Source organism: Gabonia massiliensis (assembly GCF_001403595.1).
Classification (GTDB): domain Bacteria; phylum Bacteroidota; class Bacteroidia; order Bacteroidales; family Coprobacteraceae; genus Coprobacter; species Coprobacter secundus.
Genome location: NZ_LN877938.1, coordinates 663,388 through 677,915 on the forward strand (window position 1 = coordinate 663,388; position 14,528 = coordinate 677,915).

Annotated in this window: 11 protein-coding genes and 1 pseudogene; 9 read left to right on the plus strand and 3 right to left on the minus strand. The window is 42.1% G+C overall.

Annotated elements, in window-relative coordinates:
* Positions 1–3 precede the first annotated feature (3 nt).
* From BN2628_RS04670 to BN2628_RS04690, 5 genes are all read left to right on the plus strand, one after another.
* Complete coding sequence (locus BN2628_RS04670) at positions 4–3,168, plus strand: type I restriction endonuclease (RefSeq protein WP_055096249.1); 3,165 nt, start codon at positions 4–6, stop codon at positions 3,166–3,168.
* A 2-nt stretch (positions 3,169–3,170) separates the two neighbouring features.
* Entirely contained in the window at positions 3,171–4,838 is a 1,668-nt protein-coding gene (locus tag BN2628_RS04675; protein WP_044231061.1) for an HsdM family class I SAM-dependent methyltransferase, read from the plus strand.
* Positions 4,831–5,835: a virulence RhuM family protein gene (locus tag BN2628_RS04680; protein ID WP_044231060.1), complete on the plus strand. Its 1,005-nt coding sequence runs from the start codon at positions 4,831–4,833 to the stop codon at positions 5,833–5,835. Before BN2628_RS04675 ends, BN2628_RS04680 begins: the two co-directional genes overlap by 8 nt.
* A gap of 91 nt (positions 5,836–5,926) precedes the next feature.
* Positions 5,927–6,376 (plus strand): hypothetical protein, encoded by a 450-nt coding sequence (locus BN2628_RS04685; RefSeq protein WP_257606388.1) that lies wholly within the window; start codon positions 5,927–5,929, stop codon positions 6,374–6,376.
* Positions 6,377–6,970 carry a restriction endonuclease subunit S gene (locus tag BN2628_RS04690; RefSeq protein ID WP_055096250.1) on the plus strand — a complete coding sequence of 198 codons (594 nt, stop codon included), beginning with the start codon at positions 6,377–6,379 and terminating at the stop codon, positions 6,968–6,970.
* Here BN2628_RS04690 and BN2628_RS04695 read toward each other — a convergent pair.
* The 3 genes and pseudogenes from BN2628_RS04695 to BN2628_RS17215 form a co-directional block, all read right to left on the minus strand.
* Positions 6,950–7,732, minus strand: a complete 783-nt coding sequence (locus BN2628_RS04695) for a DUF2971 domain-containing protein (protein WP_055096252.1) — start codon at positions 7,730–7,732, stop codon at positions 6,950–6,952. The two genes, BN2628_RS04690 and BN2628_RS04695, sit on opposite strands and share 21 nt — an antisense overlap.
* On the minus strand, positions 7,733–8,413 hold the full coding sequence (locus BN2628_RS04700; protein WP_055096256.1) for a restriction endonuclease subunit S: 681 nt from the start codon (positions 8,411–8,413) through the stop codon (positions 7,733–7,735). It abuts the gene before it with no gap.
* Between the two features lie 611 nt (positions 8,414–9,024).
* A pseudogene (locus tag BN2628_RS17215) lies at positions 9,025–9,150 on the minus strand (helix-turn-helix domain-containing protein); the annotation flags it as partial.
* A gap of 543 nt (positions 9,151–9,693) precedes the next feature.
* Here BN2628_RS17215 and BN2628_RS04705 point away from each other — a divergent pair.
* The 4 genes from BN2628_RS04705 to BN2628_RS04720 all read left to right on the plus strand — a co-directional run bounded on the left by BN2628_RS04705 (position 9,694) and on the right by BN2628_RS04720 (position 14,525).
* Positions 9,694–10,743: a cyclophilin-like fold protein gene (locus BN2628_RS04705; protein ID WP_055096258.1), complete on the plus strand. Its 1,050-nt coding sequence runs from the start codon at positions 9,694–9,696 to the stop codon at positions 10,741–10,743.
* Positions 10,744–10,793: 50 nt separating this feature from the next.
* The gene (locus BN2628_RS04710; protein WP_055096259.1) at positions 10,794–11,795 is read left to right on the plus strand and encodes a flavin reductase; all 1,002 of its coding nucleotides are present in this window, start codon (positions 10,794–10,796) and stop codon (positions 11,793–11,795) included.
* An 11-nt stretch (positions 11,796–11,806) separates the two neighbouring features.
* Positions 11,807–12,628 (plus strand): carboxymuconolactone decarboxylase family protein, encoded by an 822-nt coding sequence (locus tag BN2628_RS04715; protein WP_074023950.1) that lies wholly within the window; start codon positions 11,807–11,809, stop codon positions 12,626–12,628.
* Between the two features lie 856 nt (positions 12,629–13,484).
* Complete coding sequence (locus tag BN2628_RS04720) at positions 13,485–14,525, plus strand: acyltransferase family protein (RefSeq protein ID WP_055096261.1); 1,041 nt, start codon at positions 13,485–13,487, stop codon at positions 14,523–14,525.
* Positions 14,526–14,528: the final 3 nt, after the last annotated feature.

Here is a 14,528-nt window from a genome sequence, read left to right on the forward strand (position 1 = left end):
GCAATGAAAAATTTTACAGAGAATACAAGAGTACAAGTTCCGGCAGCATTGCATCTTTGTAAACTCGGTTATACTTATTTGGATGATATAATATTATACAATCCACAGACTAATATTTTGACGGATGTTTTCTTCCGCTCTGTAAAACGTCTGAATCCCAGTTTGACGGATTTGGAATGCAGCCAGTTGCTGGATAAAATTGTCGGAATCTTGAATAATGATGATTTGGGCAAGGAATTCTATACTATGCTTTCTTCCAACAGTGGTGTGAAGTTGATAGATTTCGTGGATGCGAATAATAATGAATGGCACGTTACGACGGAGTTTACCTGCGAAAATATTGAATCCGGAGATAGTTTCCGTCCGGACATAACATGCTTTATAAACGGTTTGCCCTTAGCTTTTATCGAAGTCAAGAAACCTAATAATCACGATGGAATTTTAGCTGAACGGGATAGGATTAATAGGCGAATGAGGAATAAGAGTTTTCGCCGTTTTATCAATCTTACCCAACTGATGATTTTTTCCAATAATCAGGAATACGATAATGAAAACAGGGTTCCGATACAAGGCGCATTTTATTGTTGTGCATCAAAAGAGAAAGCTTTCTTTAATGTCTTTAGAGAGGCTGATGCTGCTTTCGTTTCCGAATATCCATATGTTGCGTTGGCGGAAGATGTAGAAAAACAGGTTCTCAGACATAGGAACTGTATCGTTATTAAAAACTTGCCCGATTATGAAACAAATAAAAAGGTAGATACTCCAACGAATCGTGTTTTGACATCAATGCTTAGCCGAGAGAGGTTCTTGTTTTTGTTAAGATATGGCTTTGCGTATGTTAATCGAACTATTGAGTTGGAAGATGGCAGTAAAATCACTTCTCTCGAAAAACATGTGATGCGCTATCAGCAATTATTTGCATCATTGGCTATTCGCAAGAAATTATCTAAAGGTGTTAAGAGTGGAATAATTTGGCATACGCAAGGTAGTGGCAAGACTGCATTGGCATATTATTCAGTTCGTAGTTTGACCGATTATTATGCGAAGCGTGAGACCGCTGTTAAGTTCTATTTTATAGTGGATCGTATTGCTCTGATGGAACAGGCGAGCGATGAGTTTGTTGCACGTGGCTTGGTTGTAAGGACAGTTAATAGCAGAGACGATTTAATGAAAGATATCCGTGATACCACCCCTGTAGTGAACAGTGAAGGTAAAGCGGAAATAATGGTTGTAAACATACAGAAATTTAAAGAGGATTCCACTAAAATACAGATAGAATCAGGCTATAATACTAACCTTCAGCGTGTGTTCTTCATAGACGAAGCGCACAGAGGATATAGTCCACAGGGTAGTTTTCTTGCCAATCTTCTAGAAGCGGATAAGGATGCTGTAAAAATTGCATTGACAGGAACTCCTTTGTTGCGGGAAGAGAAAGAATCTTGGCGTGTTTTTGGCGATTACATTGATACCTATTATTATGATAAGTCGATAGCGGATGGTTATACGCTGAAACTGATGCGTGAACCGATAGAAACCATTTATAAAGAACGTATTGAGAGCATTCTTGATAAATTGGCAGGAAACGTTAAGGTCAAGAAAAGCGATATAGACAAGAACAAGATAATTGAGGATGAAAGTTACCTGAACGCTTTGCTCGATTATATCATATCTGACTTGCGAAGATTCAGAAAAGAGCAAGCAGATGATTCTATCGGGGCAATGATTGTGTGTAAAACCAATCCACAGGCACGTAAAATGTTCCGTTTATGGCAGCAGCGTTTCAGATTTGCTCAGCGTATTGAAGACAAATGGGAAGAACAGTTGGGAATGGCTGCAGAGCCAATGGTTGCGTATGACCATGCCAAACCATTGCGTGCATCACTGATATTGCACGATGAGGGAGACAAATTAGAACGAAAAGCATATATTGAAGAGTTTAAAAAACAGCAGACAGTAGATGTACTGATTGTCAATCAAATGTTGCTTACCGGATTTGATGCTCCCCGATTGAAGAAACTATATTTGGGACGAAGTCTCGATGGTCATGATTTGCTACAGGCTCTTACTCGTGTAAACCGTCCGTATAAAGATTTCAAATATGGTTATGTGGCTGATTTTGTAGATATAAAAGAAAATTTTGATTCGACAAATGACCGCTATCTGAGAGAATTAAACCGTACAGTAGATATTAAAGAGGTCAAACAAGGCGAACCTGTAGGGAATGCGATTATCGAAGATAAGGAAGAAATAATAGCTAAAATGAAAGAAATTAAGAGTATTCTCTTTAATTTCACTTGCGATAATCCGGAAGAGTTCAGACAAGAAATCGATGAAATAGAGGATAAAGATAGGCTCTATGAATTACGGTCGGTATTGAATGATGCTAAAGCTATTCTTAATCAAGTCCGTGCCTTTGGCGATGATGAATTGAAAGAAAAAATAGAGTCTTTGTCTTTTGGTGGTATTCCTACCTTGATTACAGAGGTTACACATCGTATCGAGAGGATGAATCTGTTTGAACGGACAGAGCATAAGGCAGATGTTTCCGGAATAATCAATGTAGCTCTGTCAGAATTGGAATTTGAGTTCAAAAAGGGAATGTCTGAGGAACTACGAATTGTAGTTAATGATATTCGAGAACGTTGCGAAAAGGTACAAGCTGAATTTGATGCTAATTTCGACAGGAATGAAGAAAAATATGTCATTCTTGCAGACGAATTTCGAGCATATTTCCGTAAAAAAGGTTTTGTTCCTCAAAACACTCAAGATGCAAAAGACAGCATTGATTACATGGACAATGTAATGAAAAAGATTCGGGAGATAAACAGACGGAATAATATCTTGAAGAAAAAATATAAGGGTGATGAGCGTTTTGTGCGTATTCACAAACGGATCGAGGAGGAAAATCAAAAACGTGAACAGCCGATTATATCTGCTCATGAATACGAGATAGCTGAAAATCTGTCACAGATGAAGTCTCAAATAGACAATATGTTATTCTTAAATATCAATATTTTGAATAATGAAGATGCTTTTAAGCGTGATGTATTGGCTATTATTGGTCATAAATTACTAGACCTTGGAATCAAGGCAAATTTGACAGACCGTAAATATATCAATAATCTTATAACAACAGAATATTTCCAACAGCGTAATTTTGCATACTGACTATGAGCGATATAAATATAACTGAATCGACGATTGCCCTGATTGATTCTTTGAAAAGTACAACGGGAGCCTTTGGCTTGGCAGGAACAGGAAGCGAATACAAAATCGTAACCGAAATGTTTTTGTACAAGTTCTTTAATGACAAGTTCGGCTATGAAGCCAAACGAGATAAAATGTATGGTAAACGGCTAAGTAAAGCAGAAAAGTGGGATGCCGAATATGATACATTTACTGAGGAAGAGGTTGAAGACCTTTTTAGTTATTTGCCGGCTTCTGTGCCGAGACTTAAACCGGAACATACACTGTCACACCTATATAATTCCATAGGAAAGGGCGATTTCTCTACATTATTGGATGCTACGTTAATAGGTATAGCCAATATCAATGCCGATACTTTTTCTGTAACAACTTCCGGGAAAAGCAGGGTTAATATTTTCAGTGCTATAACAACGTTTGTAACTGATACACAAAAGCGTGACGAATTTGCAAAATCGCTGATGCGTAATGTCGCTTCATTCAATTTTGAACACGTATTTATTGAGAAGTATGATTTTTTTTCAAGGATATTCGAGCATTTGTTGAAAGGATTTAATAATGCCGGAGGTGGCAAATATGCCGAATATTATACGCCACGTGCCATAGCGCAAGTCATGGCGAGATTATTGGTAGGGGACAATGCGGATTTACGAGGTGTAACTTGTTACGATCCATCGGCTGGAACGGGCACTTTGCTTATGGCTCTAGCTCATCAGATAGGAGAAGACAGATGCTCGATTTACAGTCAGGATATATCAGAGAAGTCGAGTGAAATGTTGCGTTTGAACCTTATTTTAAATAGTTTGTCTGCTTCTCTGCCAAATGTTGTACAGGGTAATACATTGACAGAACCATCGCATACTGAGTCAAATGGCGCATTACGGAAGTTTGATTTTATCGTTTCAAATCCTCCATTTAAACTTGATTTCCCGGAGTATCGTGATACATTGGCTGCTGATACGATTCGTTTTTGGGCAGGAGTTCCCAATGCAGTTAAAAAAGTAGATCCAATGAAACCTAAAATGGCGATTTACACTTGTTTCATTCAACATGTCTTAAATTCACTAAAGGCAACAGGAAAAGGAGCAATAGTCATTCCTACAGGATTTATTACAGCCAAAAGTGGCGTTGAAAATAAAATTTTACATCGTGTAGTAGATGAACATTGGGTTTATGGCTGTGTGTCAATGCCGAGCAATGTATTTGCCACCACCGGAACGAATGTTTCCGTTATATTCTTTGATAAGTCGGCAACAGCAGACAAAGTAATTTTGATTGATGCAAGCAAATTAGGTGAAGAATATAAAGAAGGTAATAACCAGAAAAGACGTTTGCTTGATGATGAGATAGACTTAATAGTCAATACATTCCGCAACAAAGAAGCTGTGGACGATTTTTCAGTGGCTGTTACATACGATGAGATAAAGGAAAAGGGATACTCTCTCTCCGCCGGGCAATATTTCGACATCAAAATTGATTATGTGGATATTACCGAAGAAGAGTTTAATACTCGAATGGCAAGTTATAAAGCCGAATTGACCCGGCAATTTGCCGAGAGCCATCGGTTGGAAGAGGAAATAATGAAACAGTTGGATGCTTTGCAGTTCAACGCAAATGTAGGCAACGATGAGTAACGAAATACAATTCTTGCTTTATAGCCTTCCCGATTCTGAGGGAAAGGTACAGGTAGTCATAAAAGACGAGACTATTTGGTGTACGCAAAAGGCCATGGCGCAGTTGTTTGGCATTGACAAATCAGGCATTAGCCGCCATATAGCCAACATCTTTAAGGAGGATGAATTGCAGCAAGACACGACAGTTGCAAAAATTGCAACTGTCGTAAACAGGGGCATAAGAGGAGAAGTTGAAGAACTGGTCGACTTCTATAATCTTGATATGATTATAGCGGTTGGTTACCGTGTTTCTTCGCCTAAAGCCACCAAGTTCCGCCAGTGGGCTACCAAGATTCTCAATGAGTATATCAAGAAAGGGTTTGTGCTTGATGACGACCGCTTAAAGCAGGGAATGGCAGTATTCGGAAAAGACTATTTCCGTGAATTGCTTGAAAGAGTACGCTCTATCCGTGCCAGTGAACGGCGTATCTGGCAACAGATTACCGATATATATGCAGAGTGCAGTATCGATTATGATAAAAATTCACCTACAACACACGATTTCTATGCCATGATACAGAACCGTTTCCATTATGCTATTACAGGGCAAACGGCTGCTGAAATTATCTACACGAAGGCAGACCATACCCAAGAACACATGGGACTGACCACATGGAAGAATGCACCTGATGGGCGTATATTGAAATCGGATGTATCAATAGCCAAAAACTATTTGCAGGAAAATGAAATTCGTCAGTTGGAACGTGCTGTTACATCATATTTCGACTATATCGAAATCCAAATAGAGCGACAGAATGCTTTCACGATGGAGCAATTTGCAGCCAGCGTAAATAAATTTCTCACATTTAACGACTACCGTATTCTTCCAGATAAAGGGCGCATCTCTGCGGCACAAGCCAAGGTAAAGGCTGAATGTGAATACGATATTTTCAACAAAACTCAACGGATAAATTCAGACTTTGATAAACAGATTAGGAGGATGTTAGGAGATGAATAAGTATTAACAGCTATGGCTGATACAAACGAGCTTGTTAAAGAAATTCAAGATCTGTGCAAACAATTAGCAGAGAACCATCGATTGGAAAATAATGAAACAGTTGAAGAATTCAAATTTAACTAATAACACTATGATTAATGGCTTAACTCAATGGGCTACACTATTAAGCCCTATAATTAGTACGATTGCTATAATTGTTGCAGTAAGAGTTGCACGCAGTTCGTCGAAAGATGCCCAGGAACAAATTAAAGCTATTCACCACCTGCTTGATGTGTTTGTGGCTGCAAACAATTTGGACATCGTGGAAGCACAGCGAAAATACCAACAGCAACTTGTCAAATTAGACAGTCAAATTGAAAATTCGCAAATGGAAGTGGATACTGTATGCCCTTTTGTTGGTGGAGCAAGAATTGACCATATCATAACTGCACAAGAAAAAGCGCAGAAAAAAGCACATCTTAACCAGCTATTGGCTAAGCGCAAAGAGATAAAAGTAAATCTATCTTTGATTCAAAATTATATTTATAAAGCTACGCGGTAAATGGAATTGAAAAAATATAAATTGGGAGAAATTGCTACTGTTGAAATCAGTGGAGTTGATAAGAAAATGACAGACGGAGAAAAAGAAATCCGTCTCTGTAATTTTGTTGATGTTTATTATAACTGGGCTATTACCATAGCTCAGCATGATAGTTTTATGCTTGCCACTGCTCGTCCCAATGAAATTTCCAAGTTCCAACTGAAAAAGGGTCAAGTTGCATTAACAAAGGACAGTGAAACTCGCAATGACATTGGTATTCCCACTTATATAGCGGATGATTTTGAGGATGTTATATTGGGCTATCATTGTGCTTTAATATCTCCAAACAAAGATATTTTAGACGGACGTTATCTGAACGCACTTCTACATACTGACTACGCAAAAAAATATTTCGCTTGCAATGCCTCCGGAAGCGGACAACGCTATGCGCTATCCGTAGAAACACTCAATTCTTTTCCTGTCCCAATAATCCCATTGCATGAACAGAAACAAATTGGCGAAATATTTTCTGCCTTAGACAAAAAGATTGAACTTAATCGTCAGATAAATCAGAATTTACCGACACCTGACCGTTCATATGATTGCTGGTCGTAACCTAAAAGCATTCTCATCTACTTCCATTTGGTATAACTTGATTTGTGGATGTAACTTCTTCTGAACATATTGAATAATTTTTTCTTTTTCTGTTTGTTCTATATTGACACCAAAATAGATAGACTCAAAACATTCTTTTTTCAGTGGCAAATAATGGTGTATTTCACGATTATCCCAAATCTTATTAGGTTGTTTTCGATTCTGTTCAGCTTGTTGTGGTGCAAAGGCAGCATACATGGGACTTGGATTAGGCATTACCAACCTTACTTCCTGTTCGCAATACCAATCCTTTGCTTTTGTCCCCCATTGGTAGCTTAATCTATCATTTGCGCTATTATATGCGTTTGGACGCTCTATTATATCCTGATATTGAACATCAAGAACAAGCGGTTCAAGGTATATTGTACCAAACATTGGTGGAACAGATTCCAACACTTTGTCTATGTCAAGTCCTATACAAATACCTTTATGGTTATAACAATAATGGCTCCACATGAGTAATGAATCATTGATTTTTGATAAACTACATAACCATGTATCATTACGCAAATTGAGTGCATCGTTTTCTTCTTTGTCTATCCACCATTCCTTAGGTATCCATCCTTGAAGTTTAGTATTAGTTACATTTGAGTAGTCAATTAGTTTTGGATGACAATCGAAAGGATCGTTCAGTTGAGACGCATTAGTGAATTGGAGATTCTGGTTTCCAATCATGCACTTTGCACCAATTATATCTAAATATTTATAGAGAATGTGAGCCATTTATTCTATGATTATTTGTCCGTTCATTAACAATGGTAGAAGTTCGTTGCGTTGCTTAATGAGGAAAGTTACCTCGTTTCGATTCTTTACAATCATTGATAATATTGAATCCAATTTTTCTCTTGCCTTTTCATTAGGACAAACCAATACATATAATTCTTTCATATCCTTGTCAGAAAGATGCCCAACAGTTGAGCCTTTTGTTCTTGTCTCTTTGGCTTTTATGTATGGTTGTATGTCATATTTTGCTTGAACAATTGACACGTTGGAGTTATTCTTTGCTCGTAGCCTAACACTTCGTTGGTTAAGATATGACACATTATCTGTCCAATAATTTATGTGAAAATTTCCATCCATACCAATTAGCAAGTCTTGTTTTTGAAGCAAATATCTTTCTTCAACTTCTTCAGTAGTATAAGCGGAGATAGAATTATCAAGAATATCTCTAATACGAACAACAGGAACAGATGTCACCTGTTCGGTAAACAAGTCGGTAGAGAATGGAAAACCATATTGAAGTTCAATTTCATCTGTCAACTTTGCAACATTCCATCCCTTTGGTATCTCTCGTTTCAACTTCTCATTCCAAACCATCTTGCCGCCACTTGACTTATATGGTCTTCCATCCTCATCTGGAAAGTCAAATTGCACAAACCAGTAATCGTAAAGCTGCTTTGCCATTGNCAGCGACTATTTTGATTTTGAGCAGCTATGCGCGGACGTAACACACCCCCAGCCCCTCTCTAGAGGGGAGTTCTAAGATACAGATTTCTATTTGAAAATGAATGATTTGTAGCGTGGAGAATTCCCCTCTGGAGAGGGGATAAAGGGGTGTGTGACGGTGAGAGGCGCGGTTTGGGCTGAGCTGTTGTTTTGAGGTACGGTTTCTTGGCTTTAGTAACTATTTTGATTTTGAGCAGCTATGCGCGGACGTAACACACCCCTGCCCCTCTCCAGAGGGGAGCTTTGAGATGCTGTTTTCTATTTGATAATTAGTGATTTATAGTGGCAATTTCCCCTCTTGAGAGGGGTGTTCTGAGATACTGCCTTCTTTTACAATACGATATTAGCCGCATTTTATGTATCTTTGAATAGTACAGGAGGCGGCTCGGCATAGTCAAACTTTAAAAACTGTGTTTTTCGTTTGCCTCTGCGCTCGCCTTTCGCTATCTTTGAATAAGATAGGAGGCGGCTCGGCTCAGTCAAACTTTAAAAACTGTGTTTTTCGTTTGCCTCTGCGCTCGCCTTTCGCTATCNAGCATCAGGAGAAAAGGAGAGGAAAAATCCCCTCCTTAACCAGAAACATTTTTTACACATTTAAATTGAAGGCTCTCGCAGTATTCCGATGGAGTGAGGCCTGTATGTTTCTTGAACATCCGGCTGAGATGCTGGGGGTATTCAAATCCTAAGTCATAGGCTGCCTAAATCAAAAGCAATCACTAACCTTTGGCAGATACTTCCTCGCTCCTCTAAACGCAGCAAAAACCTTTGAGAAATATATCTGCCTAAACCGCACTTCTTGCCGTCACACACCCCTTAGTCCCCTCTCAAGAGGGGAATTCCACAATACGCCATAAACTCCTCATTTTCAAATAAAAATCAGCATCTCAAAGCTCCCCTCTCGAGAGGAGAGGTTGATATGCTATTTTCCCTTTTTTAAGGCGGATGACTAAAATTCAGTAAAAACGTTACAAACTTCCCACTTATGGTTACATCCGTTTCTGTGTGATAGGGTAACTTTGTCATATCTAAATAAAATGATAAACGAATGAAATGGTGATATTGCGAGGGCCGGTTCACGGTAATTGCCGATAGTATCGGATATTGATATTTTTACAGATTAGAGCCTGTCGTCTAAATTTTCCAATCAAAAAATATCATCACCGGCAAGACCATCGGTAAACGGTACGCAAGCGGAATTGTCGAAAGACATTTGCTTATTGACAGATAAATGTATAGTTATGAAAAAGTTCTTATTGATTCCATTTTTATTGTTTGCCGTCTTCTCCATGGCGGCTTGCGGTGGTTCTGACGAGGAGCCGTCCTCTCCGGAACAACCGGGAATGTCCGGGCAACCGGATGACGGTGATGGCAACGATGACGGTTCTGACACGCCTGCTCCGGGGGGCAACGGCCGTTATCTGGTACTTTACTGTTCGCGTACGGGCCATACCGAAGGGGCTGCGCAAATGATTCGGACGACGCTCGACTGCGATATATTGGAAGTAGAACCTCAAGTGCCTTATGACAATGATTACAGTTCCATGCTGTCTCGTGCGCAGGAGGAGCTGGCCGGCATACGGCGGGGGAACTATCCGGCTATCCGGACTTCGGTCGAGGACTTCGACGGGTATGACCTCATCTTTATCGGTTATCCGATTTGGCATGGCAGCATGGCTACTCCGATGCAATCGTTCTTGCATGAACATGCCGGGAAGCTGGCCGGGAAACGGATAGCGTTGTTCGCGACCAGCGGAAGCAGCGGGATTTCCGCTTCGGCCGGTGAAGCCCGCAGCCTCTGCCCTGATGCTACGGTAATCGAACGGGCATTGCTATTGACCTCCTCTACTCTCCCGCAAATGGAGGGCCGCATCTCGGCTTGGCTCGATGAAATCGGAGCCGTACGTGAGGAACCGGATACTCCCGATGCAAGCTCTTTGAAGGTAAATATTTCTACCGGCGACCGCACTATTACGGCTACGATGGAGGATAATGCGGCTGGCAGGGATTTTCTCTCCCGCCTGCCTTTGGAAGTGACGCTGAATGACTATAACCGTATGACGGAGAAAATCTTCTACCCTTCTCCGGCTCTGACAACGGACGGGGCGGCACGCGGCTGTGCTCCTGAGCCCGGGGATATCACGATTTATGTGCCTTGGGGCAACGTGGCAATTTTCTGCAAGAGCTGGCCGCACAGCAATGATTTGGTCAAGATAGGCCGTATCGACGGCAACGGCATCGATGTCTTGATCGTCGAGGGTGATGTACATGTGAGAATCGAGAGGCAATAGCCGGAGTGACGGAGAGTCTCCCAAATAATTTTGAACAAAGCGATTACTTTATGAGAAAATCAATTTCAAGTATCTTGTTCCTGTCCGCGATATTGTTGTCATGCGGCAGGACGGAAAAAACAGGCTGGGTTCAGCCCAATATCATGGAAACGGAGAAGAAAAATATCGGGAACTTGCCGGCTCTCTATCCAAAACCGTTGACGGTGGTCGGGGCAGAGGTCGAGGGGAAAGTAAACTGGCTTGTCGTGGGACATACGGGCATTATCGGACATGACCGCATACTGGTGAGCATGAGCAAGCAGCATTATACCAACCGGGGTATCCGGAAGTCGAAAAAACTTTCTATCAATCTTGTGAGCCGGGAGATGCTGCCGAAAGCGGATTATGTGGGCAGCGTGAGCGGCGAATCGACCGACAAGTCGCATGTATTCGATTATCATACGGGCGAGAACGGCACACCTGTAATCGATGCGTCTCCTTTGAGCATGGAGTGCGATGTAGTGGATATCTACGAAACCGACGGTTTTGACAACTTCATCTGCACGGTTGCCAATACTTATGCTTCTCCTGATGTGCTCGACGGTGACGGCAAACCGGACTATACCCGTCTGAAGCCTGTACTGTTCGAATTCCCTACTTATTCTTATCTGGCAACGGGGGAGGTCATCGGCAAATGTCTCCACCTGGACAGGGAACCGGGCATGTGTGCCAAGTTGCCGATGACGGATGACGGCATCGTGCGCCTGTCGAAGATAGAGGTCTATCCGGAGTATCTCGACGAGTATATGCGATATGCAACGGAGGTGGGTGAGGTTTCTTTACGTACCGAACCGGGGGTATTGACCATGTATGCGGTCGGTGAGAAAGAGAATCCTTGCAAGGTCACCATTCTCGAAACTTATGCGAGCCGGGCGGCTTACGAGTCGCATATCGCATCAGAGCATTTCCAAAAGTACAAACAGGGTACTTTGCATATGGTCAAGTCTCTGACGCTTTCGGACCAGACTCCGCTCAACCCGACAAACAGAATCAATAATTTCATACAACAATAAACAAAACGGTTATGAACAAGTTTATTTTATTTTCAGTATTCAGTATTTTAACGTTCAATGTTATGGCACAGAAAAAGATAGTACAGACGGCAGGGCGCGACCAATTGGGTGAATTCGCCCCCAAATTTGCGGAACTTAACGACGATGTTCTTTTCGGAGAGGTATGGAGCCGCACCGACCAACTCGGCTTGCGCGACCGCAGCCTGGTAACGATTACTTCGCTCATCAGCCAGGGTATTACGGACCATTCTCTGGTATTCCATTTGCAGTCGGCCAAGAAGAACGGCATCACCCGTACGGAGATAGCCGAAATCATCACTCATATCGGCTTTTATGCGGGCTGGCCGAAGGCATGGGCGGCGTTTAACCTTGCCAAAAACGTATGGGCGGAGGATACGGCCGGCGAGGATGCCAAGGCTGCTTTCCAGCGTGAAATGATTTTCCCCATCGGTGAGCCTAATACGGCATATGCCCGATACTTTACCGGCAACAGTTATCTTGCTCCCATATCGCGCGACCAGGTGAATATCTCCAATGTCACGTTCGAACCGGGCTGCCGCAACAACTGGCATATCCATAAGGCATCTAAGGGCGGCGGACAGATGCTTATCGGCGTGGCGGGACGTGGCTGGTACCAGGAAGAGGGCAAGCCGGCAGTAGAGATTCTCCCCGGTACGGTGATTCATATTCCGGCAGGCGTGAAACACTGGCATGGTGCTGCTGCCGACAGTTGGTTTGCCCACCTTGCTTTTGAAGTGGCCGGAGAGAATACGTCTAATGTGTGGCTCGAACCTGTCACCGACGAGGAATATGATAAACTTCCGAAAGATTGAACTTCCGGGTGTGCGAGGGGGAGATAGGCGGCTCCGGGGTATTATTCCCGGAGCCGCGTTTGTTATGCTGCTGTGATTGTTTTCGTTTTAGGTGGCTGTGTGACGATGTGAGGCGCAGCTTGGGCTGAGGTGTTATTTTGAGGTACGGTTTCTTGGCTTTAGTGACTATTTTGATTTTGAGCAGCTATGCGCGGACGTAACACACCCCCGGCCCCTCTCTAGAGGGGAGTTCTAAGATACAGATTTCTATTTGAAAATGAATGATTTGTAGCGTGGAGAATTCCCCTCTGGAGAGGGGATAAAGGGGTGTGTGACGGTGAGAGGCGCGGTTTGGGCTGAGCTGTTGTTTTGAGGTACGGTTTCTTGGCTTTAGTAACTATTTTGATTTTGAGCAGCTATGCGCGGACGTAACACACCCCTGCCCCTCTCCAGAGGGGAGCTTTGAGATGCTGTTTTCTATTTGATAATTAGTGATTTATAGTGGCAATTTCCCCTCTTGAGAGGGGTGTTCTGAGATACTGCCTTCTTTTACAATACGATATTAGCCGCATTTTATGTATCTTTGAATAGTACAGGAGGCGGCTCGGCATAGTCAAACTTTAAAAACTGTGTTTTTCGTTTGCCTCTGCGCTCGCCTTTCGCTATCTTTGTAACATTTCCACGCGACATTATGCTTATGAATCAAATACTAAAAACACAACGTATTGAGGTTGTAGATGCCCCGGGTAGGGTTTTCAGGCCGGAATCCCTGTCCATCAGAGTGGATATGGACAGAATGGATATGTATAAAGGCATAACAGGGATTTGGTTTTGCAACAAAAAATAATAGAAAAAAAACAAATACGGGCCTACGACGATGATAAACACATTGACATCTTTGCGATTGATATTTGCCTTCATGGTATTCGGGGCGCATTGTTATGTGATAGATGATATTTTCAGTACACATTTTTTCAAGGAAGGGTTTGTGGGGGTCAGCTTTTTTTTCGTGTTGAGCGGTTTTATCATAGCTTATAATTATCAAAAAAAACTACAGGAGAAAGAGATAACCAGACGGAGGTTTTGGGTGGCACGCATAGCCCGTGTCTATCCTCTGCACTGGCTGACGTTGTTCATTGCCGCAATTTTGGGCGATTATGTGGTTGCATCGGGGGGCTTGGACTGGTGCAGGCATTTTCTTGCTTCCTTGACATTGACCCATGCTTATATACCTGAAGCTGATTATTATTTTTCTTTCAACAGTCCTTCGTGGAGCTTATGTTGCGAGCAGCTGTTTTACATCTGCTTTCCTTTTCTTGTCCCGTTGACCCGGAATTATAAACATTTACTTTATATTTTTTGCGTCACGGCAATATTGCTTGTCGTAGGGATGCACTTCACTCCGGAAGAGGAAATAAAGGGGTATTGGTATGTCAATCCTATTGCCCGCTTTCCCGATTTCATTGCCGGCATGTTGCTTTTCCAATTATACGGGCGGTTGAAAGACAAGCCCATCACCTTCCGACAAGGAAGCCTGATGGAAATCGGTGCTGTGATTTTATTCTTGACATTCTATATGTGTGCTTCCGAAATACCCAAGGTATACCGGTATTCCTGTTTTTACTGGCTTCCGGTCGCTGTGGTACTGATTAGCTTTTCGCTGCAAAAAGGTATTCTTTCCCGCATCTTGTCGCACCGCTTTTTAGTGGTGGGGGGCGAAATAAGCTATGGTTTCTATCTGATACACCTTTTCATCCTTTTGTCTTACGCCAAATGGCAAAAGGAGGCCGGCTTCGATATAGCCTGGTATGTTTCCGTTCCGGTCTTGTTCGGCATCACCGTACTGCTGAGCCTGCTTTCCTACCGCTATTTCGAGAGGCCGATGAATAAACGAGTCAAATCATTATTAAACAAATAATTT